Origin of the sequence: Pseudomonas mosselii (genome assembly GCF_005796105.1) — a bacterium.
In the GTDB taxonomy this organism is placed as follows: Bacteria; Pseudomonadota; Gammaproteobacteria; order Pseudomonadales; family Pseudomonadaceae; genus Aquipseudomonas; species Aquipseudomonas mosselii_C.
On the sequence record NZ_VAUO01000021.1, the window covers coordinates 1 to 22,574 of the forward strand.

Consider the following 22,574-nt stretch of genomic DNA (forward strand, 5'->3'; position numbering starts at 1 on the left):
GCAAAGCCGGTGCCATCCACCGCGTCGTCTGCTTCGCGGTGGTCCGCCACTCCGGCAAGCCCGCTCCCACAGGACTGTGCAAAGCCTGAATCCAGCGCTGCTCCTGTAGGAGTTCACCCCGCCCTGCCGGGCTGCGCTGTCGTGCAGAGAACTGATTTCGCAAGCGCGCCGCGTACCCTGTGGGAGCGGCGGTTCGGCGCCCCGACTTGCCCGCGAAGCAGGCGACTCGGTCGATGGCACCGGCTTCGCCGGTGTTCGCGGGCAAGCCCGCTCCCACAGGTCCCTGCTAAATCAACAAGTTATGTGTAGCTCTATGAGAGGACTGTGCAAAGCCTGAATCCAGCGCTGCTCCTGTAGGAGTTCACCCAGCCCTGCCGGGCTGCGCTGTCGTGCAGAGAACTGATTTCGCAAGCGCGCCGCGTACCCTGTGGGAGCGGCCTTGTGTCGCGAAAGGGCTGCGAAGCGGCCCCAGGACTTGTGCAGCGGCCGAGACTTTTGGGGCTGCTGCGCAGCTTTTCCGGCCGGTACGGCGCCCCGCCAAGGCCGCTCCTGAAGCCCTGCACGCCTCATGATCAGCGCTTCATGCAGCGCTGATAGCGCTCATCCACCCGACCCGCGAACCATGCCGTGGTCAGCTTGCGCGTAATCTTCGGGCTCTTGAGTTCGATCCCCGGCAACACCGCACGCGGCAGCGCCTTGCCCGCCTTGCTCTCAGCCAGACGGAACACCCCCTCGTACAGCGCGGTCTGCTCCAGCGCCAGGCTGCTTTCCTGCTCCAGTTGCGAGCGGATCTGCGGATTACGCAGCCCCAGCGCCGGCCCCAGTTTGCGCGCAGCCGTTTCGGTCTTGCCGGGCAGCAACGCACCCGGCGCGATCAGGTCGCCGTCCAATGCCAGCGATGCCCCCGTGACGCGGCTGAGCGCTGCCTGAAACGCCGCATTGCGGCTGGCGTACCAGCCCGCATTGAAGTCGGCGAAGCGGTACAACGGGCGCTCGTAGTGGGTGGGGTAACCCAGCAGGTGGGCGATGCCGAAATACATCCCGCCACGGCGGGTGAACACTTCCTGGCGCAGACTGCCGGTGTAGGCATAGGGGTAGCCCTTGGCGTGCTGCTCGGCAAAGTCGATGCTCACCTGCATCGGCCCGCCTGTGTGCACCGGGTTCAGCCCGTCCAGCAGCGTGCGTCCCAGCGGCAGGCGACCGATCACCTCATCGTACAGTTCGCTGAGCTGACGCTCGCTGCGCACGGCCAGCAGGCGCTGCTGGTAGGTCTTGCCATTGCTCGAGGGGGTCTGCAAGGCGCCGTCGACCAACAGTTTCGGGATATGCAGGCGCGCCGCGCGGCGGTCGATCTCCTGGCGCGCGATGCGGCCCAGGTTGGGCACCTGGGGATCGGCGCTGAACGTCGACTCCTGCTCGGTCACCGCCAGCACCGCGCACAGGTTGCGCTTACTCGGCTCCAGCGCCTGGGCCTGGAACGCCACCTGGATGTCCTCGGCCCAACCTTCGCGGTCCTTGACCTGCGCAGGCAGCAGGCGCAGCAGTTGACTGCGGACCTGGGCCGGGTCGGCCTAGGGGGCTGCCTCGCGGCGCCCCACACAGCCTTGCAGCGACGCCAGGATGAACACCGCCAGTAGCGCTAGCCGTCCGCTCATGATCCACCTTCTGTGCCTATGACTCTACTCAGCCTAGCGGCACCGGGCAGTTCGTTTCAATCAGCAGTCCGGGGTGTTCAGGTCGGTGCCGATGGTCACCGCGCTCACCCGTACATTGGCGAAGGCCTGCATGGCCTGGGCATCGAAGGTGCGCTCGCAGTTGAAACGGGCATCGATCACATAGTCGCTGCCTTTGGATCGGGTCATGGCCGCGCGCCACTTGTGAGCCGCCCGGGACGGCGCGTCCTCGACCAACTGCGCCTGCACCAACACCTGCACGAAGCCGACCGCGCGTGGCCCTTCCCACAAGCCGTAGACCGAGGGGTCGCCGACGTTGCCGCACAGTTGCAGGCAGTCGGCATAGAACGCAAGCCCGCCGCCACCGGCCGCGTCCAGCGCACCGAAGGTCAGCGGGCGATTGGCTGGCGGGGCGTACTTGCCGATGAAACTGTGCAGGTCGGCCCGGCAGGTCGGCGACAACGTCAGGCGCAGCTCATTGACCGAGCCGCCTGCGACGTTGGCAACGATTTCACACCCTTGGACCCGGTACGTGCGGCTCTCGCCATGGCGCGCCTGTGCGGCCCCAGCCAAGGCCTCGAAACGGCGCAGGTGGGCACCGAGCATGTCGCCGTTGAACACATCGGCCAGCCTGCCGGGCGCGGCCCAGGTGTTCGGCGCACAGGCGCAGGCCACCAGCAACAGCGACACTAAGGCGCGGGTTTTCATTGCAACATCCTTGTAGGCAAACATAGAAACCGCGCGCACTGTAAAACACATAAGGGCCAAACGCCATTACTGCGGCTGTTCACCCACCAGGTAGGTCTTGCTGATGTGACGGAACAGCGGGTGGCTGGCACTGCCCAGCAATTCGAACAGGACCATCTCGCGCGTGACGACCTGCGCCCCGGCGCTGCGCATACGCGCCAACCCCGCCGCCTTGCTGGCGGCAGTGCGGCTGTCGCAGGCGTCTTCGACGACGAACACCTGCTTGCCCAAGGCCAGCAGCCCGAGCACGCTTTGCAGCACGCAGACATGGGTTTCCATGCCACACACGATCACCTGCTCGCGGGCCATCAGTTCAGCCGGCAGGCACTGGGCGCTCACGCAGGAAAAATGCAGCTTTTCCACGATCAACGCGCCAGGCGCCGCAGCTGTCAGGGCTTCGAGGGTGTGGCCAAGGCCTTTGGGATACTGCTCGGAAATCACCGTCGGCAGTTCCAGGTCAGCGCACGCCGCCAGCAACCAGCGCGCCCGTGCGGCAGTGCCGAGCGGATCGCTCATGGCGTGGATGAGCTTTTCCTGGATATCGACCACCAGCAACGTGGCCTTGGATGAATCGATCAACATGCGCTGCTCCTTGCCAGGGAAAGCCCGCAGCCTCCCCCAGGGACAAGCGCACGTCAATCAGGCCGACAGTCGAAGAGGTTCGAGGGTTGTGCCCAATAGGCTGAGCACGCGGTCTTCGTGTTCGTGGATGAAGAAGTGCCCACCGGGGAACATCTGCAGGCTGAACGGACCCTGGGTTTCCTTGCTCCAGGCCTGCAACTGCTCGTGGTTGGCGCGGTCAGTCTCACCGCCAAGCACATGCAGCGGGCAGCGCAGCGCGGGTCGCTGGCGGTAGGCATAGCGGCCGCATAGCAGAAAGTCCGCGCGCACCACCGGCAACGTCAGGCTCATCAACTCTTCATTGGCCAGCACCGCCTCGGGCGTACCACCCAACTTGCGCAGTTCGGCCACCAGTTCCTCGTCGCCCTTGGGCTCGCGCCAGTTCTCGCCCTCGTAGTCTTCACGCCGGGTGGGCGCCGCAGTGCCACAGGCGAACAACGCTACCGGTGGCGGGCACCCGAGCGCCTGCAACTCGTGGGCTAGCTCGAAGGCCACCAGCGCACCTAGGCTGTGCCCGAGCACGGCGTAGGGCGCACTGGTGGCCAGGCGCTGCTCGTGGGCCAGCTGCCGGGCCAAGGCCTGCATATCGGTATGCAACGGTTCAGCCAAACGCGCACCGCGCCCAGGCAACTCCACCGGACGCACCTGCAGCCAGGCTGGCAGCTTGCGCCGCCAGCGGCTGTAGACCATGGCGCTGGCCCCGGAATACGGCAGGCACAGCAGATTCAATGTGGTCACCGGGCCCGCCTCACTGCCCAGCGGCGGCGGCCATCTGCTGACGCAGGCTCAGCGGGCGCATGTCGGTCCAGACTTCGTCGATGTAGGCCAGGCACTCCTGCTTCAGGCCGCTCTTGCCCACCGCGCGCCAGCCGTTGGGGATGGCCTTGTAGTCGGGCCAGATGGAATATTGTTCTTCGTGGTTGACCACTACCTGGAACACGATGTCGTCGCGGTCGAATACGGAAGTCATTGCCTGTCTCCTTGGATGATGAGGGCCGAATGCGCGTGCGCAGCGCGGCTTTCAAGGAGACGAAGCAACGCCTGGAAAAATTAACCGGGCGTGGGCGATGACTGCCTGGATAGCCGCGCGGGCCTGGGGGCTGTTCTTCCAGCAACTGGAACCCAGCAGGCTGGCGGCGGCCTGGACGATGTGCCCGGCGTCGGCCTCGGCCAACTGCGCCAGATTGTGGTAGCCCAGTTGCTCCAGGCGCTGCAATACAGTCGGGCCGACCCCTTTGAGCGCAAGCAACTGGCGACGCTCCTGTTCGGTAAATGCCATGTGCACCTCCCTGTGGGCATTGGCTTTGCAAGTGGCGCGGATGATGGCATATATCAACCTTTGCCTGCCAACCTGGACCTGGAGAACCGCCCCAATGCTCGGTGTGACGGACTATGGCGCTTTCGTGATTGCCTTCATCATCCTGCTGGCGATCCCGGGGCCTGGGAATTTCGCCTTGATCACCGCCACAGGCAAGGGCGGCATCAAGGGCGGACTGGCCGCGACCTGCGGGGTGATTCTCGGCGACCAAGTGCTGATGTGGCTGGCGGTAGCCGGTGTTGCCACGCTGCTGGCAGCGTATCCGGCGGCGTTTCATGGGGTGCAGTGGGCAGGCGCGGCGTACCTGGCCTGGCTGGGCCTGCGCATGCTGCTGAGCAAGCCCGGCGAGGCCCCGCGTGACAGCGGCATGAGCAACGGCCATTACCTGCGCCAGACCCTGATGATCACCCTGCTCAACCCCAAAGCGATCATGTTCTACATGGCCTTCTTCCCGCTGTTCATCGACCCGGTGAAGCACCAGGGCATGCTCACCTTCGGCTTCATGGCGCTGACCGTGGCCACCCTGACCTTTCTCTATGGACTGGTGGCGGTGCTGCTGACCCATCACCTGGCCGAACGCATGCGCGCCAGTCCACGGTTGAGCCACCTGCTGGAGCGGCTGGCCGGGGCGTGTCTGGTGGGGTTCGGAATCAAGCTGGCGGCGATGCGCTAGGCATCGCGCAGCAGGTCGTGGGCATCGAGCAGGCGGAACGCCACTTCGGGGTTACGCTCAAGCCCCCGGCGAATGGCCGCCGGGATCGACTGGCGGGTCTTGCGGCACAGCCCTGGCAGTGCTTCCAGCTCAATGGCGATACCGCGCATGGTGCGTACCTCGTTGGAGCCTGGGGCGATATGCACACGCAAGCCGAGGTTCTGGTACATGAGCTGTTGAAGGCGTTGCAGGTGTTCGAGGTCCTTGAGGTTTTCCAGGCGCTCGATCAGGCGCTTTTCTTCTTCGCGAGTCAGACGCAGGATACGCTGGCCGTCCACCGGACCGTCGAGCAGCCGCTCGCGACCGCAGTCGCAGGCGCCGGGCGGGCATGGGTGGCGTTGGGCAGGTTGGCTGGTCATGCGCCAAGCATAGCCTGAAAGCATGCTACCAATTGTTACGCGCCCACCAGCAAGGGGACTGACCTGCTAAAGTGCACGCCCTCTTCGGTTACAACGACGGAAACACGCTGCATGCACAAGATGATCGAGTTCCTGGCAGTGGTCGTGGTCTGCACGATCATTGGCGTGGTGTGTGAGCACCAGGGCGTCAACCAGTACCTCAAGTGGCTGCTGATGACGCTGCCCGCAATCGTCTGGGTGCGGATGCGCAAGCCGTTCGTACGCTGAGCACCGCCCTACCCGTCTCGCTCAGCCCAGCGCCTCACGGAAACGCCGGGTGCTGGCGATTGCCAGCAGCAGCCCCACCACCGCCACGCCGCCGCCCACCAGGCCGATGTCAGCCACCCCCAGCTGGCTGCTGACGATGCTGCCCAGCAGCGCTCCGCCGCCGATGCCGATGTTGTAGATGCCAGAGAATAACGCCATGGCCACGTCGGTGGCGTCCGAGGCGAGTTTGAGCGTCTTGGACTGTAGCGCCAGGCTGAAACTCAGGATCGCCACGCCCCACAGCATACTCAAGGCCGCGAACACGTAGAAGTTGCCCGACAGCGGCAACAGCAACAGCAGGCACGCCGCCAACACCCCGATCGACACCACCAGAAAGCCATGCGCGAAGCGCTCGCTGTAGCGGCTGAACAACACTGAGCCAAACACCCCGGCGCCGCCGAACAGCAGCAACAGCAAAGTAGTGCGCTCGCCGCCGATCTGCGCCACGTGCAGGGCGAACGGCTCAATGTAGCTGTAGGCTGTGAACTGCGCGGTAATCACCAGGGTCACCAGCATGTAGGTGATCACCAGTGCCGGACGTTTGAACAGGATCGGCAGGCTGCGCAGCGAACCTGAGTTCTGGCTCGGCAGCAACGGCAACGACTTCATCAGGCACAGCAGAGTGGCCAGCGCCACCCCGGCAATGCACAGGAACGTCACCCGCCAGCCCAGCGCCTCGCCCACCACCCGCCCCAGCGGGATGCCCATGACCATCGCCAGGGTGGTGCCGGTAGCTAGCAGCCCGAGGGCCTTGGCCTGTTGGCCCGGAGGGGCCACGCGCACCGCCAGCGAGGCGGTGATGGCCCAGAACACGGCATGCGCCAAGGCGATGCCGATGCGGCTGACCAGCAGCATGGCGAAGCTCTGCGACAGCCACGACAACAGATGGCTGACGATGAACACAACAAAGACCACCAACAGCAAGCGACGCCGCTCGATGTTACGGGTCATCAGCATCATCGGCAGCGAGGCCAGCGCCACCACCCAGGCATAAATGGTCAGCATCAGCCCGACCTGCGCGGTGCTCATCTCGAAGCTGTGGCCAATGTCGCTGAGCAACGCCACCGGGACGAACTCGGTGGTATTGAAGATGAACGCCGCCAGTGCCAAGGCGATGACGCTCAACCAACTGCCGCTGCCAGCGGTGGGTGGCAAGTGGGTGGGGATAGGTCCATTCATGAACAGCGCGTGGCTCCAGGGGCAAAGCGACGGGGGCGCGCATCGACGGCCGGCACGGGGCCGCTCAAGGCACGTTGAATGTATTGGAAGGATGGGCGCATGGTACGCATCAAGCCGCAGGCTCACAACCTTGCCGCGCACCTGCCCCTGGTGCCACGGCTGTTCAGCGCCGAGCGGGGCAGGTCCGAATACCGAACCGCCCCGCAATGGCATCAGCCCTTCAAAGTCGCCATGTCAATTACGAAGCGGTACTTCACATCGCCGACGATCATGCGCTCGTAGGCCTGGTTGATGTTGCGGATGTCGAGCATCTCGATATCGCAGGTGATGCCGTGCTCGGCGCAGAAATCCAGCACTTCCTGGGTTTCGGCGATACCGCCGATCAACGAGCCGGCCAAGACACGGCGCTGCATCACCAAGTTGGCCGCATGCACCGGTGGTTCGACCGGTTCGATCAGGCCCACCAGAATGTGCACACCGCCGAACTTGAGGGTTTGCAGGTACGGGTTGAGGTCGTGCTGGACCGGGATGGTGTCGAGCAGGAAGTCGAAGCGCCCCGCCGCGGCACGCATCTGCTCGGCGTCGGTGGACACGATCACATGGTCTGCGCCTTGACGACGGGCTTCCTCAGCCTTGCTCGCCGAACGGGTGAACAGGGTCACCTCAGCGCCCAAGGCCTTGGCGAACTTGATCCCCATGTGGCCCAGACCGCCCATGCCCAGCACGCCGACCTTGTGGCCAGGGCCTACGCCGTGGTGTTTGAGCGGCGAATAGGTGGTGATACCGGCGCACAAAATCGGCGCGGAGCTGGCCAGGTCCATGCCCTGCGGGATACGCAGCACGAAATGCTCGCTGACCACGATGCTGTTGGAGTAGCCGCCCATGGTGTTGCTGCCATCGACGCGGTCCGGGGTGGCATAGGTCATGGTCGGGCCTTGCACGCAGTATTGCTCGACGTCCTGGCGGCAGGCCTCGCACTGGCGGCACGAGTCGACCATGCAGCCGACGCCGACCAAATCACCGACCTGGTAGCGGGTGACCTTGTCGCCCACGGCGGTGACCCGGCCGACAATCTCGTGGCCTGGCATCAGCGGGTACACGGCAATGCCCCACTCGTTGCGCGCCTGGTGGATGTCGGAGTGGCACACGCCACAGTAGAGGATCTCGATGGCCACATCGTCGGCACGTGGGCTGCGACGCTGGAAGGTCATGGGGGCCAGCGGGCTGGTGGGGGACTGGGCGGCGTAACCGATGGCGGTATACATAGGGACCTCGCAAAGTGAAACGGTTCAGTGGCTACCATTGTGCGTACCATCGCCCGCTTCGCCCACCGACGATTCTCCGGCATACTTGCCTGATTCTCCGAGATCACCAATCGCCTCTGGCACACAGCGCCTATTCTGCGAAGATTGCACTGTCCGATTCTCTGCCCTGGTTAGACCATGCACTTGACCCGCCACGTGGATGCCAACGCCACGCTCTGCTCACTGATCCGCAGCCTCGCCACACGCCCAGGCTTCGTGCCCACCACCCTGCCCCAGGTGCAGGTACTGACCTGGGACCACTATGTCGCCAGCAGCCCGCAGATCTACGAGCCGAGCCTGATCATCCTCGCCCAGGGCAGCAAACTTGCGCGCCTGGGCCCGCGCACGCTGGAATACGGCGCCGGACATTACCTGGTGCAGGCGTTGAGCGTACCGTTCATGTGCGAGACCTTCGCCACCCCCGAGGTGCCGCTGCTGGGCGTGGCGGTGGACATCGACCGCGCCCTGCTGGGGGAGCTGGTGCAAAGCATGAACCTGGCGCCAGATCCAGAGGTTCAGGTGCAGACCCCGCAGTCGATGAGTTCGGCAGCGCTGGATGCCGGCATGCGCGCCAGCGTCGAGCGCCTGCTCGAATGCCTGCAAGACCCGCTGGATGCCAAGGTGCTGGGCCCTGCGCGCATACGCGAGGTGCTCTATACCGCCCTGCGCGGGCCACAGGCCGGGGTGTTGCGGGCGCTGGTGGAGCAGCAAGGCCACTTCGCGCGCATCGGTGCGGTGCTGGCGTTTTTGCGCGAGCACTACGCCGAACCCTTGGGCGTGGATGAACTGGCCAGCCGCGCCAACATGAGCGTGTCGACCTTCCACGAGCACTTCAAACGCGCCACCGACCTTGCGCCGATGCAATACCTCAAGCGCCTGCGCCTGCTCAAGGCGCAGCAGATGCTGATTGGCGAAGGGCTGGGGGTGGCGCAGGCGGCGCACCGGGTTGGCTACCAGAGCACCTCGCAGTTCAGCCGCGAGTACAAGCGCGAATTCGCACGCAGCCCAGGGGAGGAGCAGGCTTACCAGAGCTTGCCGGTCTGACACTTGCCTGTGGGGCAAGCCGTAAGGGCGACTCATCCGCACCGCCACACCCGCGAATGCGCGAGCTAACCCAACACCAAACGCCCGCCCTCAGTTGAGCGGCCACTGCGCCAGTGGCCAGTACTGGCCCTTGCGTGATTCGTACAAGGTGAACTCACGCGCCAGCAGATGAAACTGCGGCGCCTCCATCGCCTCCGGCACCTGGGTGCGAAAGTCCCGTGAGAGGGTCAGGTGCGGGCGGTAATCCCGCGCTTGTGCCTCGATGCCCAGCGGCAGCAAGGCCTGCTGCAGGGCGTACACCAACTGGCGCAACGCTGCCGGGGCCTGCTCGGGCTCGAGCACCAGCGCGCCCGCGCGAGGCCACACCTGCAAGCGGTCGAGCAACAGGCGCAGCGGGGCCTTCGGCCGCTGCAGGCGCTCCACCGCCGCGCAGATGGCCGGCAACTGCGCAGCGTCCACATCGCCCAGAAACAGCAAGGTTACGTGAAAGTTGTCGGCCGGTACCGGCTTGCCGCTGCGCAGGTTCAGCCCGCGTCGCCAACGGGCCAGGTCACGGCGCTGGCCCTCGCCTACCGGCAAGGCGAAGAACAGGCGTTTGAAGGGGGTGCCGCTGGGGCGGGAATCCTGTGGCATGGGGCGCTCCTTGGGGGTATGCCTGAGCGTGAATCGTTTGCGCAGCCTATAGGCCATTACACCTAAGTCGCCCGGAATTGTCTTAACAAGTCCGACCACGACGTTTATGCTGGCGGGCTCGTGCCATGGCGCATGGCCATTTTTTCGACAAGTAAACGTCCATGAAAATTGCACTCGTACTGATCTTCGTCCTCTCGATCGCCTATGTTCACCTGCGCGGTCGAGTGCGTCACAAGCTGACCCGCCAGCTGGGCGACCACTCCAGCTTCCTCGCCCCGGTCAATAGCTTCCTCTACCTGTTTTCCAAGCTGCCGGCCAAGCCATACCTGCCGGTCGAAGCATTCCCCGAACTGCAACCGCTCAAGGACAATTGGCAGGAAATCCGCCAGGAAGCCCAGCAACTGCTGCACGCCGGCGAAATCAAGAAGTCCGACAACTACGACGATGTGGGTTTCAACTCGTTCTTCAAGACCGGCTGGAAACGCTTCTACCTCAAGTGGTACGGCGAAAGCCACCCCTCGGCGATGAGCCTGTGCCCGCGCACCACCGAGCTGCTGCAAGGCATCGGTACGGTCAAGGCGGCGATGTTCGCCACCCTGCCGCCGGGTGCCAAGCTGGTGCGCCACCGCGACCCGTACGCCGGCTCCTACCGTTATCACCTGGGTTTGGACACGCCCAACGACGACGGCTGCTACATCGACGTGGACGGCGAGAAGTATTCCTGGCGTGACGGCGAAGCGGTGATGTTCGACGAGACCTATATCCACTACGCAGCCAACACCACCGATCACAACCGCATCATCCTGTTCTGCGACATCGAACGCCCGCTCAAGTACCGCTGGGCGAGCGCCTTCAACCGCTGGTTCAGTCGCAACGTCATGGCCGCCGCCGCCGCCCCTAACGATGCCAACGACAAGACCGGCGGCATCAACCGCCTGTTCACCCGCATCTACCGCATCCGCGAGCGTGGCAAGGCATTGAAGAAACGCAACCGCACCCGTTACTACCTGGAAAAATGGGTCGTGGTCGCGGCGCTGGTGCTGGTCTTCATCTATATCTGACTCCCCATGGGGGCGGCCGACTGCCGCTCCCGTCGGCGCAGCACCGCAGCACAAGACCCGCGCCGTGATCTTCGACTAGCCTGAAGGCTCCTGTTGCCAACCTGACAAGGTGAAGACGATGAGCATGATGGACTGGGACGCCTACCGTAAGCAGTTGATGGCCGGCATCGGCGATCTCAAGCAACTCTCCCCCGACACCGTGGCCGGCTACATGACCGCCAGCGGTGCCGGCGCCAAGACCCACCACCTCGATGCCAAGACCCGCGAGTTGATCAGCCTGGCGGTGGCCGTGACCACCCGCTGTGACGGCTGTATCGCGGTGCATTCGCAGCAGGCGCTCAAGCATGGCGCCACCCGCGAGGAAATCGCCGAAGCGCTGGGCGTGGCCGTGGCGATGAATGCTGGCGCGGCGCTGGTGTATTCGGCCCGCGCGCTGGATGCGCTGGGCAAGGCCTGAAGCGTGAGCGGCGCCTGCGCCCTTGCGCGCAGGCGTCGAGACACCCAGACTTGGCGCCCCAGCCTGCGCAGGAGCCGCCATGATCCACATTCGCCCCATGACCCCGGAAGACTTCCCGCGCTTCTGGCCGACCTTCCAGACCATTGTCCAGGCCCGCCAGACCTACGCGTTGGACCCCGCCCTGAATGAACAGCAGGCGCGCCAGTTGTGGCTGGAAGTACCGCTGCACACGCTGGTGGCCGAACAGGACGGTGAGTTGCTTGGGTCCTACTACCTCAAGGCCAATGCTGCTGGCCCCGGCGCACATGTGGGCAACTGCGGCTATATGGTCTGCGAGCAGGCCAGGGGCCGCGGCGTGGCGCGACTGATGTGCGAGCACTCGCAAAAGCTGGCACGCCAGGAGGGGTTCCTGGCGCTGCAATTCAATTCGGTGGTGGCCACCAACGAGGTCGCCGTGGCGCTGTGGCACAAGCTTGGTTTCGATACCGTCGGGCGCCTGCCCAAGGCCTACCGGCATGCCCAGCAGGGGCTGGTGGATTGCCTGGTGATGTACAAGTGGCTGGCCGACGAGCCCGTGGTGGAAAAACCACCGCTGTTGATCGGGCGCAAGAACATCGAGGCACGCGTATCGCGCCGGCGCGGGCGCTGAACCACTGCATCTCTAAAATTGGCACCATTCCCTGTAGGAGATCACCCAGCCCTTTGGGCTGCGCTGTCGCGCAGAGAACTGATTTCGCAAGCGCTCCGCGTACCCTGTGGGAGCGGCGGTTCGGCGCCCCGACTTGCCCGCGAAGCAGGCGACTCGGTGTATGGCACCGGCTTTGCCGGTGTTCGCGGTGGTCCGGCACTCCGGCAAGCCCGCTCCCACAGATTCCTTCTAAANCTTCGCGGCACAAGGCCGCTCCTACACCGATCAGGTCAGAACGCCAAGCCCACCTTCACACCAAACTCGTCACGCTTGAGTTTGTCGTTGTCCAGCACGGCCGAGTTCTCATCGGCCTGGTATTCGGTGCGGGTGTAGTACACCCCGGCCTGCACCGGCATACCGCCCTGGCGATTCATCAGCAGGGTGACTTCGGCATACGGGTTGGTGCGGTCCTTCAGGTCGATGCTGTCGCTGCCAAAATCATCCACCTTGACCCGTGCACGACCATCGATAGTGCGCCGGGCGCCCACTTCGACGCGCAGGGTAGCGGTGTCGAACTGGTGGTTGTAGCCCAGTGCCGCCTTGGCGAACGGCGACTTGTAGGTCAGCCGGGTGTCGAGGTCGTTGATCTCAGGCTCGAAGCGCGTCCAGCTGTAGCCAGCGCCCACACCGATATCGACGAAGTTGCGCGCATCCAGCGCTGCGCGCCAGCCCAGGTCCAGCTCGGCCTGAGCCTCCTTGAGCTTGTTGTCGTTCTTCTTGCCGTACTTGGCTTCGGCGCCGAGCTGGTAGATCAGCCCGGATTCGGCGGTCATCTTGTTACCGAAGCTGGCGAACACACCGCCCTGCCCCATGTGTTCCTTGTCCGAGTCGCTGCCACCTTCGAACTTGAAGCTGTCGTAAGCACCCAACAGGCCGAAGGTGAACAACGGGTCGGTGCTCGGCGCCGCGCTGGCGGCAAGGGGGGTAGCGATCAGGGCCAGCAGGCAGGCGTGAGGCAGCAGGTTGCGGGTCGACATTGGCAAAGGTCTCCATGACGTAGATGAATGACGAACGACCCCTTCGAGACCACAGCGGCGGAAAAAGTTCGGAAAAAAATCAGTAAAAAAGCGCTTAAACCGTTGCTGTGTCACATTTTTGCCAATCCGATGCGCGCCCGACTCGGTGACCTTGTAAAAGCGTTCGGCGTGATGATGCCTATGCGCCGAATCCATTTGTCGTGCCTGGCGAACCCGTGGCATAGATACACGTCACACCCCCACGTCACGACATTACGCTGCCAAGGAGATAACGCCCATGAGCACTTCCCCCTACGTCCCGCCCAAGGTCTGGCGCCACGAAGCCGCTTCCGGCGGGCAGTTCGCCAGCATCAACCGCCCGGTCGCTGGCCCCACCCATGACAAGGCCCTGCCGGTCGGCAAGCACCCGCTGCAACTGTATTCGCTGGCCACCCCCAACGGCGTGAAAGTCACCATCCTGCTCGAAGAGTTGCTAGCCCTCGGCCACAGCGGCGCCGAGTACGATGCCTGGCTGATCCGCATCGGCGAGGGTGATCAGTTCGCCAGTGGCTTCGTCGAGGTCAACCCGAACTCCAAGATCCCGGCCCTGTTCGACCACAGCCAACAGCCGCCGGTGCGGGTGTTCGAGTCAGGTTCGATCCTGTTGTACCTGGCCGAAAAATTCGGCGCTTTGTTACCCAAGGATCTCGCGGCACGCACCGAGACCCTGAACTGGCTGTTCTGGCAGATGGGCTCGGCCCCTTACCTGGGCGGCGGCTTCGGGCATTTCTACGTGTATGCGCCGGAGAAGTTCGAATACGCCATCAATCGCTTCACCATGGAAGCCAAGCGCCAACTGGATGTGCTTGAGCGCCGCCTGGCCGAAAGCGCCTACCTGGGCGGCGACGCCTACAGCATCGCCGACATCGCCGTATGGCCCTGGTACGGCCAGCTGGTGCGCGGCAACCTGTACGGCGCGGCTGAGTTCCTGGCTGTGCACGAATACCCGAACGTGCAACGCTGGGCCGAAACCATCGCCCAGCGCCCCGCAGTACAGCGCGGTACCCGGGTCAACCGGACCTGGGGCGATGAAGCCAGCCAGGTGCCGGAGCGGCATGCCGCTACCGACCTCGACTGAGCCTGACACCCGCCCGGCAGTGCGTCGGGCGGTGCCTATCGAAACGAGTAATTAATCCTAAAGATTTGCCTGCGCCCGCCGTCACCCTGGGTCAGGCTATCTGGATCAAGGACGATATTTCGTGAAGCAATTCCTCCACGCCACCGTCATCGCAGCCTTGCTGTCGATGACCGGTTGCGTTTCATACAAAGTCACAGGCCCCGTAGGCGCCCCGGCCCACCCGGCCAGTATCAGCAGCCCACGCAGCGCCCAGGTGGCCGATGTGCAGGTGTCCGCCCCCGGCATCGACAAGCCCACTGGCCAGGCCATCAGCCGCTCGCTGACCCAACAGCTGAACCGCTACGTCGAGCAAGGCGGCTACTTCAAGCAGGTCACCGAATACCCAACGCGCCTCGGCGAGCAGGACGTGCTGCTGAAGTTCGACATGACTTCGCTGGAAGGCCATCGCGCACCACACCCGGCCTACTTCCCCGGCGCCCTGCTGACCCTGACGTTCTGGATCTGGTTCAACGGCCCGATCTACGTCGACAGCTTCGATGTGGCCGGCAACCTGGTGGTGGTCGACCGCGACGGGGTCGAGCTGGCCCGGGCCAAGGACCAGCTGCGCTTCGAGCACAACGTCGGCCTGTACGGCGGCGAATACTGGGCGCCCTCGATGGGCGGCCAGCAACTGACCAAACTGGTGGGCAAGCTGCTCGACGACGCCACCGTGCAATTGGCTAATCGCTAGAACAAGGAACGATCGATGAACATCCTCAAACACGGCCTGCTGCTGGGCGCCCTGGCCCTGGGCGGCTGCGTCTCCTATTCCACCGGAGACCTGCCAGAGGTCGGCACCTGGCCCCCTGCGCCCAGCAGCGCCGCCGACAAACCCACCACCTACCTGCGCAGCACCGCCCTGTACCAAGTCAACGACGGCGCGCAAGTTCCGGTCAGTGGCGCCCAGGCCGACATGTGGGAAAAAGCCATCAGCGAGACCTACCAGCAGTCCGGCCGCTTCGCCCAGGTCAGCACGCAGAAAGGCGATGCGCAGCTGTACGCCGAATCGACCCTGACCAACCACGAGCAGTACGTCCCGGCCTCGGCGTTCATCACCGGTTTCACCCTGTTCCTGATTCCATCCACGGCCAAGAACACCTTCACTCTGCAGACCGTGTTCAAGGACCAGGATGGCAAGGAGCTGGGCCGCATCAGCAAGAGCGAATCGGTGCGCACCTGGATGCAACTGGTGCTGATCGTTGGCCTGCCGTTCCAGGCAGACACCCGTGATGTGGTCAGCGCGCTGACCCGCAGCACGCTGGACGAGGCCGTGCAGCGCAAGCTGCTGTAGCCGCGACCTGCCCGACCCGCTCCCGGCGTGGGGGCGGGTCCGGCGCGAAACACACCCCGCCTCCCAACGCCCCCTGCTTGCATCAACGCCCGCCAAACCGCCCCGCAGAATGCCGCGCTGCAACGAACCATTTCCCCGCTGCATGCCTGCGTCCGACAAGACCTTCTTGCTACACTCGCCGGCATGATTTTCCACCTGCACAACTGTGGTGACAGCATGATCGAGGTAACCGAGGTTTCCATTGCCGAGCTGCGCAACGCGCTCGAGACCGGCCGCACGACCGCCGTGGCGCTGGTCAAGGCCTACCTGGCACGGATCGACGCCTTTGATGGCAAGGACACCGCCACCGCCCTGAACGCCGTGGTCGTGCGCAACCCCGAAGCGCTCAAGGAAGCCGAAGCCTCCGACGCACGCCGCGCCCAAGGCCAGACCCTCGGCCCACTGGACGGCATCCCCTACACCGCCAAGGACAGCTACCTGGTCAAAGGCCTGACCGCCGCCTCCGGCAGCCCGGCATTCAAGGACCTGGTCGCCCAACGCGACGCCTTCACCGTCGAGCGCCTGCGCGCCGCTGGCGCCATCTGCCTGGGCAAGACCAACATGCCCCCGATGGCCAACGGCGGGATGCAGCGTGGCGTCTATGGCCGCGCCGAAAGCCCGTACAACGCCAACTACCTGACCGCCCCCTTCGCCTCGGGCTCCTCGAACGGCGCCGGCACCGCCACCGCCGCCAGCTACAGCGCCTTCGGCCTGGCCGAGGAAACCTGGTCCAGTGGCCGCGGCCCGGCTTCGAACAACGGACTGTGCGCCTATACCCCTTCGCGTGGGGTGATCTCGGTGCGCGGCAACTGGCCACTAACGCCGACCATGGACGTGGTGGTGCCCTACGCCCGGAGCATGGCCGACCTGCTGGAAATCCTCGACGTGGTGGTGGCCGACGATGCCGACAAGCGTGGCGATCTGTGGCGCCTGCAACCGTGGGTGCCGATTCCGGCTGCCTCCAGCGTGCGCCCAGCGTGCTACCTGGACCTGGCCGTCAAGGCCGACGCGCTCAAGGGCAAGCGCTTTGGCGTACCACGCATGTACATCAATGCCGACCAGGACGCCGGCACCTCGGAAAAACCCGGTATCGGCGGCCCGACGGGCCAGCGCATCCACACCCGCGACAGCGTGATCGCGCTGTGGCAGGACGCCCGCAAGGCGCTGGAAGCGGCAGGTGCCGAAGTCATCGAGACCGATTTCCCGCTGGTCTCCAACTGCGAGGGTGACCGCCCGGGCGCGCCGACTGTGTTCAACCGAGGCATCGTCAGCAAAGCGTTCCTTCACGATGAGCTGTGGGAGCTGTCCGGCTGGGCTTTCGACGATTTCCTGCGCGCCAACGGCGACCCCAAGCTCAATCGCCTGGCCGATGTCGACGGCTCGCAGATCTTCCCTCACGATCCAGGCACCCTGCCCAACCGCGAGGACGACCTGGCGGCCGGTATGGACGAGTACGTCAACATGGCCAAGCGCGGCCTCAAGAGCTGGGACCAGATCGCCAGCGTGCCGGATGGCCTGCGCGGCCTGGAAGCGACCCGCAAGCTCGACCTGGAAGACTGGATGGACGCGCAGGGCCTGGACGCGGTGCTGTTCCCCACCGTGGCCGACGTCGGCCCGGCGGATGCCGACGTGAACCCCGCCTCGGCGGACATCGCCTGGAGCAACGGGGTCTGGGTGGCCAATGGCAACCTGGCGATCCGCCACCTGGGCGTGCCAACCGTGACCGTACCGATGGGGGTGATGGCCGATATCGGCATGCCGGTCGGCCTGACCTTCGCCGGGAAAGCGTACAGCGACAACGACTTGTTGAAATTCGCAGCCGCGTTCGAAGACACCGGCTCGCGCCGGATGATCCCGCCGCGCACCCCAAAGCTGGGCTGATCGTCGGCTGAGGCTGTGCGCTCTCTGTAGGAGCGGCCTTGTGTCGCGAAAGGGGTGCGAAGCGCCCCCCCGCGATTTGCGCATCATGCGGGTATTGCTGGGGCCGCTTTGCGGCCCTTTCGCGACACAAGGCCGCTCCTACACAGTGACGGGCCGCAAGCTCGGCATCCAAAACCCTGGCCAATTTCAACAGCGCATGCAAAAATCAACCAATTGTTGATTTTTGAGTGCCCGCCATGATGACGCCCGCCGAAGAGCGCCAGCTCACCTTCGCTGTGCTAAAGGCCGCCTTGCAGGCCTTGGCCAGCGTTGCCCCCAGCAATGTCGAAATTCTCCTGCATGACCTTGAGCAACCCGAACGCTCGGTGGTGGCGATCGCCAACGGCCAAGTGTCCGGTCGCCAGGTCGGCAGCCCGATTATTGCCGCCCCCGAGCAGGACCAGGGCTTCAAGGCACTGCTCCAGGCTGCCCGCGACCAACACGGCAACACCCCGCTGGTGCTGCCCGACTACCCCACCGCCCTCAAGGGTCGCAGCTTGCGCAGCGCCACCGCCATTTTCCGCGACAGCACCGGCCAGCCGTTCGCCAGCCTGTGCGTGAACACCGATATCACCGGCCTCGATGCCGCCTTCGCATTCCTCCAGCATTTCCAGGCGCTCGGCGCGAACCCCACGCCGCTCACCCACGACGCACCCGCCGACATGCCGGTGCTGATGGCCGAGATCATCCAGGCCGCGTTGCAGCGCAGCGGCCAGGGACGCATGAACAAGCAAGCCAAGGTCGAGGCCGTGCGGATGATGCAGGATCGCGGCCTGTTCATCGTCAAGGGCGGCGTGGAGAAAGCCGCCGAGGCCCTCGGCGTGACCCGCTACACCATCTACAACTACCTGGAACAGCTGCGCGGCGAGCACGCGCCGGCTGTCCGCGACTGAGCACCGGAGCCGCCATGACCCTGCACATCCACACCCCACTGATCGAATCCCGCCCGCTCTCGCTGAGCACCGCCCGTTCGATCTGGCTCAAGCTCGAAGCCTTGCAGCCATGCGGCTCGTTCAAGCTGCGCGGGGTCGGCCATGCCTGTCAGACCCACCACGCCCGAGGGGCACGCCACTTCGTCTCGTCCTCGGGCGGCAATGCCGGGCTGGCGGTGGCCTACGCCGGGCGCCAACTGGGCGTGCCAGTGACCGTGGTGGTACCCGAGACCACCACCGAGCACGCCAAACAGCTGCTGCGCCTGGAGGACGCCCGCGTGGTGGTGCGCGGCAGTTCGTGGCAGGAGGCCAACGCCCACGCCCAAACCTTGCTCGGGCCTGAAGATGCCTTCATCCACCCGTTCGACGATCCGCTTTTGTGGACAGGCCATGCCAGCATGATCGACGAAGTGGCCGCGACGGGCATGAAGCCCGATGCGCTGGTATTGTCGGTCGGCGGCGGCGGCCTGCTCAGCGGCGTGGTCGAGGGCCTGCGGCGCAACGGCTGGACGGATGTACCGGTGCTGGCGGTGGAAACCCACGGCGCGGCTTCGCTGCATGCGGCAATGGCCGCCGGGCACAGCGTCGAGCTGCCGGGCATCACCTCGGTGGCGACCTCGCTCGGCGCCAAGCGCGTGGCCGATCAGGCGCTGGCCTGTAGCCGCGAGCATCCGCTGTACAGCCACGTGGTCAGCGACCGCGAGGCATTGCAGGCCTGCGAACGCTTGCTGCGCGATCACCGCCTACTGGTGGAGCCAGCTTGCGGCGCAGCCCTGGCGCTGCTGGAGCGGCCAGAGGTGCTGGCGCCCTATCGCCAGGTACTGGTGATCGTCTGCGGCGGCGCCACAGCCACCTTGGAGCAGATCCGCGCCTGGCGGGAACAGGCGTAAGCCGTCCACCTCTGCGCGATATCCGAATCCAGCGCCCCCCTGTAGGTGCAGCCTTGCCAAGGCGCACCTACAAGAGCTTGCCCCCCTGAAATCGGCAAAACTTTCCTCACAGGATAAAAAATTTCACAAACCGCTGGACCTCCTACCCCCACTTCGCCTATAAATCGCCCAAGGGAAATTTATATTCCCACCAAGAAAATATCTCCGCATCGCCCCTTTCGCCCTTGTGCCAGCCCTGCCCCCCTTCACGCCACGAGGACACCCCCATGCACCCCGCTCCCGACCATTTCATCCTGCGCGTCAGTTGCCCGGCCGTGTCCGGCATCGTCGCAGCGGTCACCACCTACCTGGCCGAGCACGGTTGCTACATCAGCGAGATGGCGCAGTTCGACGACGAGGATAACGGCCGCTTCTTCATGCGCGCGGTGTTTCGCTACAACACTGGCGTGAGCGGTGACACCCCACAACTCGAAGCAGGCTTCACCGACGTGGCCCAGCGCTTTGCCATGGATTGGAGCCTGCACAGCAGCGCCAAGCCCATGCGCGTGCTGCTGATGGTGAGCAAATTCGACCATTGCCTCAGCGACCTGTTGTACCGCCACGCCAAGGGCGAGCTGGACATGACCATCACCGCCGTGGTGTCCAACCACCTTGACCTGCGCGCCATGGCCGAACGCCAGGGCATTCGCTTCGTCTACCTGCCAGTCAGTAAGGAAACCAAGGCCGACCAAGAAGCCGCGCTGATGCGTATCGTCGAGGAGACCGGCACGGAATTGGTGGTACTGGCGCGCTACATGCAGATTCTGTCGGACGACCTGTGCCGCCAGCTCAGCGGCAAGGCGATCAACATCCACCACTCCTTCCTGCCCGGCTTCAAGGGCGCCAAGCCTTATCACCAGGCCTACCAACGCGGCGTGAAGCTGATCGGCGCCACCGCCCACTACGTCACCAGCGACCTCGACGAAGGCCCGATCATCGAGCAGGAAGTACAGCGCGTGGACCATGCCTACACCCCCGACGACCTGGTGGCCATCGGCCGTGACACCGAAACCATCGCCCTGTCGCGCGCGGTCAAGTACCACCTCGAACACCGGGTATTTCTCAATCACGACCGCACGGTGATCTTCAAATGAACGCCCTCTCCAGCGTCACGCTGATCGACGGCAAGGCCACCGCAGCGCGGGTCCTGGCCGAGGTGCGCGAGCAGGTCGGCAGCCTGCGCGACAATGGCCTGCAACCGGCTCTGGCAGTGGTGCTGGTGGGCATGGATGCGGCCAGCCAGGTATATGTGCGCAACAAGGTGCTCCGCGCCGAGGAAGTGGGCATTCGCTCGTTGGAACACCGCCTGGCGCCGGACACTACCGAGGCCCAACTGCTGGCGCTGATCGAACGCCTGAACCGCGACCCGGATGTCAACGGCATCCTCGTGCAACTGCCGCTGCCGAGACACATCGACGAACACTGCGTACTGCAAGCCATCGACCCACTCAAGGATGTCGACGGTTTCCACAGCCAGAATGTCGGTGGCTTGGCCCAGGGCCGCGACGTGCTCACCCCTTGCACCCCCAGCGGCTGCATGCGCCTGCTGCGTGATACCTGTGGCGAGTTGCGCGGCAAGTACGCGGTGGTGGTGGGCCGCTCGAACATCGTCGGCAAACCCATGGCTGCCTTGCTACTGCAAGCCGACTGCACGGTGACCGTGGTGCATTCGCGCAGCCGCGATATGCAGGCGCTGTGCAGGCAGGCCGACATCGTGGTGGCCGCGGTGGGCAAACCGCGCCTGATCGACGCCAGCTGGCTCAAGCCTGGCGCGGTGGTGATCGATGTCGGCATCAATCGCATCGAGGAAAACGGCCGCAGCCGCCTGGTCGGCGATGTCGACTTCGACGCAGCCCTTTCCCAGGTTGCCGCCATCACCCCGGTGCCCGGCGGTGTCGGCCCGATGACCATCGCCTACCTGATGAAAAACACCCTGCTGGCCCTCGACCTGCAACAACAGGCCGCCCACCTGGAGCGCACCGCATGCCCTTCGCCCTGCTGAAACACGGCCTGAGTGCCGATTACCCGGTGGACGTCGACCTGCCGCCACCTTGCGAACTCAAGCCGCGCTACGACGTGGTGATCATCGGCGGCGGCGGCCACGGCGTAGCCATCGCCTACTACCTGGCCAAGTACCACGGCATCACCAATGTCGCGGTGCTGGAAAAAGCCTACCTGGGCGGCGGCAACACCGCGCGCAACACGGCGGTGATCCGCTCCAACTACCTGACCAGCGAGGGCGTGCGCTTCTACGCAGAATCCGTGCGGCTGTTCCAGAACCTGTCCAACGAGTTCGACTTCAACATCATGTACTCCGAGCGCGGCCAGCTCACCTTGGCGCACACCGACGCCACCGTGCGCGCCTTCCGCCAACGTGCCGAGGTGAACAAGCACTTCGGCGGGCGCACCGAGATGATCGACCGCCAGCAGATCCGCGAATTGGTCCCCAGCCTGAACCTGGACCCCGGCCACCTGCCAGTGCTCGCAGGCCTGTGGCACATCGACGGTGCCACCGCGCGCCACGACGCCGTGGCCTGGGGCTATGCCAAACAGGCGGCCAAGCGCGGCGTGGAAATCCATCAGCTCACCGAAGTGCAGGAGCTGGTGATCCGCAACGGCCGCATCGAAGCGCTCAAGACCAACCGTGGCAACGTTCAGTGCGGCTGCGTGGTGCAAGCGGTGGCCGGGGCCAGTTCGCTGCTGATGGCCAAGGCCGGCATCCGCGCCCCGATCCACACCTACCCGCTGCAAGCGATGGTCACCCAGCCGTTCAAGCCGTTCCTCGACCCGCTGGTCAGCTCCTCTGCACTGCACTGCTACGTGCAGCAGACCAGTCGTGGCGAGATCGTCTTCGGCGGCGGCTCCGACCCCTACCCGCTGTACAACACCCGCTCGACCCTGGACCTCAAGGAAAGCCTGCTGGCCCATGCCATCGAGATGTTCCCGTTCATGGCCAACGCCAAGCTGATGCGCCAGTGGGCCGGCAGCACCGACATGACCCCGGACTACAGCCCGATCATGGGCCTGTCGCCGATAGACAACTACTACCTCGACGCCGGCTGGGGCACCTGGGGCTTCAAGGCAACGCCCATCTGCGGCAAGAGCATGGCCGAGCTGGTCGCCAGCGGCGGCAAGGTTCCCGAACTGATCGCTCCGTTCGCCCTGGAGCGCTTCAGCCGCTTCCAGCAGGTCAACGAAATGGGCGCCACCGCGGCCAGCCACTAAGGA

25 protein-coding genes and 1 pseudogene are annotated in these 22,574 nt (G+C 64.9%); 15 read left to right on the top strand and 11 right to left on the bottom strand.

Annotation, left to right across the window (positions count from 1 at the left end; genetic code table 11):
- Positions 1–572: 572 nt before the first annotated feature.
- The 6 genes and pseudogenes from FEM01_RS22870 to FEM01_RS22895 form a co-directional block, all read right to left on the bottom strand.
- Positions 573–1,655: pseudogene (locus tag FEM01_RS22870) on the bottom strand (DUF1615 domain-containing protein).
- 60 nt (positions 1,656–1,715) lie between these two features.
- Positions 1,716–2,381, bottom strand: a complete 666-nt coding sequence (locus FEM01_RS22875; RefSeq protein ID WP_138221722.1) for a hypothetical protein — start codon at positions 2,379–2,381, stop codon at positions 1,716–1,718.
- 66 nt (positions 2,382–2,447) lie between these two features.
- The gene (locus FEM01_RS22880) at positions 2,448–3,002 is read right to left on the bottom strand and encodes a hydrolase (RefSeq protein ID WP_138221723.1); all 555 of its coding nucleotides are present in this window, start codon (positions 3,000–3,002) and stop codon (positions 2,448–2,450) included.
- A 57-nt stretch (positions 3,003–3,059) separates the two neighbouring features.
- Positions 3,060–3,779 carry a thioesterase II family protein gene (locus FEM01_RS22885; protein ID WP_138221724.1) on the bottom strand — a complete coding sequence of 240 codons (720 nt, stop codon included), beginning with the start codon at positions 3,777–3,779 and terminating at the stop codon, positions 3,060–3,062.
- Between the two features lie 10 nt (positions 3,780–3,789).
- Positions 3,790–4,011 (bottom strand): MbtH family protein, encoded by a 222-nt coding sequence (locus FEM01_RS22890; protein ID WP_138221725.1) that lies wholly within the window; start codon positions 4,009–4,011, stop codon positions 3,790–3,792.
- A 51-nt stretch (positions 4,012–4,062) separates the two neighbouring features.
- Positions 4,063–4,320 carry a helix-hairpin-helix domain-containing protein gene (locus FEM01_RS22895; protein ID WP_138221726.1) on the bottom strand — a complete coding sequence of 86 codons (258 nt, stop codon included), beginning with the start codon at positions 4,318–4,320 and terminating at the stop codon, positions 4,063–4,065.
- Positions 4,321–4,414: 94 nt separating this feature from the next.
- Here FEM01_RS22895 and FEM01_RS22900 point away from each other — a divergent pair, with 94 nt between their 5' ends.
- Complete coding sequence (locus tag FEM01_RS22900) at positions 4,415–5,032, top strand: LysE family transporter (RefSeq protein ID WP_138221727.1); 618 nt, start codon at positions 4,415–4,417, stop codon at positions 5,030–5,032.
- On the opposite strand, the gene FEM01_RS22905 is transcribed toward FEM01_RS22900, so the two are convergent.
- Complete coding sequence (locus FEM01_RS22905) at positions 5,029–5,430, bottom strand: hypothetical protein (RefSeq protein ID WP_138221728.1); 402 nt, start codon at positions 5,428–5,430, stop codon at positions 5,029–5,031. The genes FEM01_RS22900 and FEM01_RS22905 overlap by 4 nt on opposite strands.
- Positions 5,431–5,541: 111 nt before the next feature.
- Here FEM01_RS22905 and FEM01_RS24250 point away from each other — a divergent pair, with 111 nt between their 5' ends.
- Positions 5,542–5,697, top strand: coding sequence for a hypothetical protein (locus FEM01_RS24250; protein WP_171031017.1), 156 nt, complete (start codon positions 5,542–5,544; stop codon positions 5,695–5,697).
- 21 nt (positions 5,698–5,718) lie between these two features.
- Here FEM01_RS24250 and FEM01_RS22910 read toward each other — a convergent pair whose 3' ends face one another.
- Together FEM01_RS22910 and FEM01_RS22915 are read right to left on the bottom strand one after the other, a co-directional pair.
- Entirely contained in the window at positions 5,719–6,915 is a 1,197-nt protein-coding gene (locus FEM01_RS22910; protein WP_138221729.1) for a sugar transporter, read from the bottom strand.
- A 212-nt stretch (positions 6,916–7,127) separates the two neighbouring features.
- Entirely contained in the window at positions 7,128–8,180 is a 1,053-nt protein-coding gene (locus FEM01_RS22915; RefSeq protein WP_138221730.1) for an NAD(P)-dependent alcohol dehydrogenase, read from the bottom strand.
- 177 nt (positions 8,181–8,357) lie between these two features.
- Between FEM01_RS22915 and FEM01_RS22920 the strand changes: the two genes are divergently transcribed.
- Positions 8,358–9,263, top strand: coding sequence for an AraC family transcriptional regulator (locus tag FEM01_RS22920; RefSeq protein ID WP_138221731.1), 906 nt, complete (start codon positions 8,358–8,360; stop codon positions 9,261–9,263).
- A gap of 90 nt (positions 9,264–9,353) precedes the next feature.
- On the opposite strand, the gene thpR is transcribed toward FEM01_RS22920, so the two are convergent.
- The gene (gene thpR / locus FEM01_RS22925) at positions 9,354–9,896 is read right to left on the bottom strand and encodes an RNA 2',3'-cyclic phosphodiesterase (protein ID WP_138221732.1); all 543 of its coding nucleotides are present in this window, start codon (positions 9,894–9,896) and stop codon (positions 9,354–9,356) included.
- A 161-nt stretch (positions 9,897–10,057) separates the two neighbouring features.
- Between thpR and lpxO the strand changes: the two genes are divergently transcribed.
- The 3 genes from lpxO to FEM01_RS22940 all read left to right on the top strand — a co-directional run bounded on the left by lpxO (position 10,058) and on the right by FEM01_RS22940 (position 12,063).
- Positions 10,058–10,957 (top strand): lipid A hydroxylase LpxO, encoded by a 900-nt coding sequence (gene lpxO, locus FEM01_RS22930; RefSeq protein WP_138221733.1) that lies wholly within the window; start codon positions 10,058–10,060, stop codon positions 10,955–10,957.
- A gap of 118 nt (positions 10,958–11,075) precedes the next feature.
- Positions 11,076–11,414 carry a carboxymuconolactone decarboxylase family protein gene (locus FEM01_RS22935; RefSeq protein WP_138221734.1) on the top strand — a complete coding sequence of 113 codons (339 nt, stop codon included), beginning with the start codon at positions 11,076–11,078 and terminating at the stop codon, positions 11,412–11,414.
- A 79-nt stretch (positions 11,415–11,493) separates the two neighbouring features.
- Positions 11,494–12,063 carry a GNAT family N-acetyltransferase gene (locus tag FEM01_RS22940; RefSeq protein ID WP_138221735.1) on the top strand — a complete coding sequence of 190 codons (570 nt, stop codon included), beginning with the start codon at positions 11,494–11,496 and terminating at the stop codon, positions 12,061–12,063.
- Between the two features lie 269 nt (positions 12,064–12,332).
- Here the strand turns inward: FEM01_RS22940 and FEM01_RS22945 are convergent, their stop codons facing one another.
- Positions 12,333–13,079: an outer membrane beta-barrel protein gene (locus FEM01_RS22945; RefSeq protein ID WP_138221736.1), complete on the bottom strand. Its 747-nt coding sequence runs from the start codon at positions 13,077–13,079 to the stop codon at positions 12,333–12,335.
- 277 nt (positions 13,080–13,356) lie between these two features.
- Between FEM01_RS22945 and yghU the strand changes: the two genes are divergently transcribed.
- The 9 genes from yghU (at position 13,357) to FEM01_RS22990 (ending at position 22,571) form a co-directional block, all read left to right on the top strand.
- Complete coding sequence (gene yghU / locus FEM01_RS22950) at positions 13,357–14,196, top strand: glutathione-dependent disulfide-bond oxidoreductase (protein ID WP_138221737.1); 840 nt, start codon at positions 13,357–13,359, stop codon at positions 14,194–14,196.
- A 166-nt stretch (positions 14,197–14,362) separates the two neighbouring features.
- Entirely contained in the window at positions 14,363–14,926 is a 564-nt protein-coding gene (locus tag FEM01_RS22955; protein WP_138221763.1) for a hypothetical protein, read from the top strand.
- A 15-nt stretch (positions 14,927–14,941) separates the two neighbouring features.
- On the top strand, positions 14,942–15,526 hold the full coding sequence (locus FEM01_RS22960; protein ID WP_138221738.1) for a hypothetical protein: 585 nt from the start codon (positions 14,942–14,944) through the stop codon (positions 15,524–15,526).
- 216 nt (positions 15,527–15,742) lie between these two features.
- Positions 15,743–17,446, top strand: a complete 1,704-nt coding sequence (locus FEM01_RS22965) for an amidase (RefSeq protein ID WP_138221739.1) — start codon at positions 15,743–15,745, stop codon at positions 17,444–17,446.
- A gap of 236 nt (positions 17,447–17,682) precedes the next feature.
- Positions 17,683–18,378 (top strand): helix-turn-helix transcriptional regulator, encoded by a 696-nt coding sequence (locus FEM01_RS22970; RefSeq protein ID WP_138221740.1) that lies wholly within the window; start codon positions 17,683–17,685, stop codon positions 18,376–18,378.
- Between the two features lie 14 nt (positions 18,379–18,392).
- Positions 18,393–19,307 (top strand): pyridoxal-phosphate dependent enzyme, encoded by a 915-nt coding sequence (locus FEM01_RS22975; RefSeq protein WP_138221741.1) that lies wholly within the window; start codon positions 18,393–18,395, stop codon positions 19,305–19,307.
- 266 nt (positions 19,308–19,573) lie between these two features.
- Positions 19,574–20,440, top strand: coding sequence for a formyltetrahydrofolate deformylase (gene purU / locus FEM01_RS22980; RefSeq protein WP_138221742.1), 867 nt, complete (start codon positions 19,574–19,576; stop codon positions 20,438–20,440).
- Positions 20,437–21,348, top strand: a complete 912-nt coding sequence (gene folD / locus FEM01_RS22985) for a bifunctional methylenetetrahydrofolate dehydrogenase/methenyltetrahydrofolate cyclohydrolase FolD (RefSeq protein WP_138221743.1) — start codon at positions 20,437–20,439, stop codon at positions 21,346–21,348. Before purU ends, folD begins: the two co-directional genes overlap by 4 nt.
- On the top strand, positions 21,330–22,571 hold the full coding sequence (locus tag FEM01_RS22990) for an FAD-dependent oxidoreductase (RefSeq protein ID WP_138221744.1): 1,242 nt from the start codon (positions 21,330–21,332) through the stop codon (positions 22,569–22,571). The genes folD and FEM01_RS22990 overlap by 19 nt, the downstream gene beginning before the upstream one ends.
- Positions 22,572–22,574: the final 3 nt, after the last annotated feature.

Bases quoted from the DNA above. Each gene is read 5' to 3' on its own strand.
- FEM01_RS22875 (WP_138221722.1), bottom strand. From the start codon at position 2,381: ATGAAAACCCGCGCCTTAGTGTCGCTGTTGCTGGTGGCCTGCGCCTGT.
- FEM01_RS22880 (WP_138221723.1), bottom strand. From the start codon at position 3,002: ATGTTGATCGATTCATCCAAGGCCACGTTGCTGGTGGTCGATATCCAG.
- FEM01_RS22890 (WP_138221725.1), bottom strand. From the start codon at position 4,011: ATGACTTCCGTATTCGACCGCGACGACATCGTGTTCCAGGTAGTGGTC.
- FEM01_RS22895 (WP_138221726.1), bottom strand. From the start codon at position 4,320: ATGGCATTTACCGAACAGGAGCGTCGCCAGTTGCTTGCGCTCAAAGGG.
- FEM01_RS22900 (WP_138221727.1), top strand. From the start codon at position 4,415: ATGCTCGGTGTGACGGACTATGGCGCTTTCGTGATTGCCTTCATCATC.
- FEM01_RS22905 (WP_138221728.1), bottom strand. From the start codon at position 5,430: ATGACCAGCCAACCTGCCCAACGCCACCCATGCCCGCCCGGCGCCTGC.
- FEM01_RS24250 (WP_171031017.1), top strand. From the start codon at position 5,542: ATGCACAAGATGATCGAGTTCCTGGCAGTGGTCGTGGTCTGCACGATC.
- FEM01_RS22910 (WP_138221729.1), bottom strand. From the start codon at position 6,915: ATGAATGGACCTATCCCCACCCACTTGCCACCCACCGCTGGCAGCGGC.
- FEM01_RS22915 (WP_138221730.1), bottom strand. From the start codon at position 8,180: ATGTATACCGCCATCGGTTACGCCGCCCAGTCCCCCACCAGCCCGCTG.
- FEM01_RS22920 (WP_138221731.1), top strand. From the start codon at position 8,358: ATGCACTTGACCCGCCACGTGGATGCCAACGCCACGCTCTGCTCACTG.
- thpR (WP_138221732.1), bottom strand. From the start codon at position 9,896: ATGCCACAGGATTCCCGCCCCAGCGGCACCCCCTTCAAACGCCTGTTC.
- lpxO (WP_138221733.1), top strand. From the start codon at position 10,058: ATGAAAATTGCACTCGTACTGATCTTCGTCCTCTCGATCGCCTATGTT.
- FEM01_RS22935 (WP_138221734.1), top strand. From the start codon at position 11,076: ATGAGCATGATGGACTGGGACGCCTACCGTAAGCAGTTGATGGCCGGC.
- FEM01_RS22940 (WP_138221735.1), top strand. From the start codon at position 11,494: ATGATCCACATTCGCCCCATGACCCCGGAAGACTTCCCGCGCTTCTGG.
- FEM01_RS22945 (WP_138221736.1), bottom strand. From the start codon at position 13,079: ATGTCGACCCGCAACCTGCTGCCTCACGCCTGCCTGCTGGCCCTGATC.
- yghU (WP_138221737.1), top strand. From the start codon at position 13,357: ATGAGCACTTCCCCCTACGTCCCGCCCAAGGTCTGGCGCCACGAAGCC.
- FEM01_RS22955 (WP_138221763.1), top strand. From the start codon at position 14,363: ATGACCGGTTGCGTTTCATACAAAGTCACAGGCCCCGTAGGCGCCCCG.
- FEM01_RS22960 (WP_138221738.1), top strand. From the start codon at position 14,942: ATGAACATCCTCAAACACGGCCTGCTGCTGGGCGCCCTGGCCCTGGGC.
- FEM01_RS22965 (WP_138221739.1), top strand. From the start codon at position 15,743: ATGATCGAGGTAACCGAGGTTTCCATTGCCGAGCTGCGCAACGCGCTC.
- FEM01_RS22970 (WP_138221740.1), top strand. From the start codon at position 17,683: ATGATGACGCCCGCCGAAGAGCGCCAGCTCACCTTCGCTGTGCTAAAG.
- FEM01_RS22975 (WP_138221741.1), top strand. From the start codon at position 18,393: ATGACCCTGCACATCCACACCCCACTGATCGAATCCCGCCCGCTCTCG.
- purU (WP_138221742.1), top strand. From the start codon at position 19,574: ATGCACCCCGCTCCCGACCATTTCATCCTGCGCGTCAGTTGCCCGGCC.
- folD (WP_138221743.1), top strand. From the start codon at position 20,437: ATGAACGCCCTCTCCAGCGTCACGCTGATCGACGGCAAGGCCACCGCA.
- FEM01_RS22990 (WP_138221744.1), top strand. From the start codon at position 21,330: ATGCCCTTCGCCCTGCTGAAACACGGCCTGAGTGCCGATTACCCGGTG.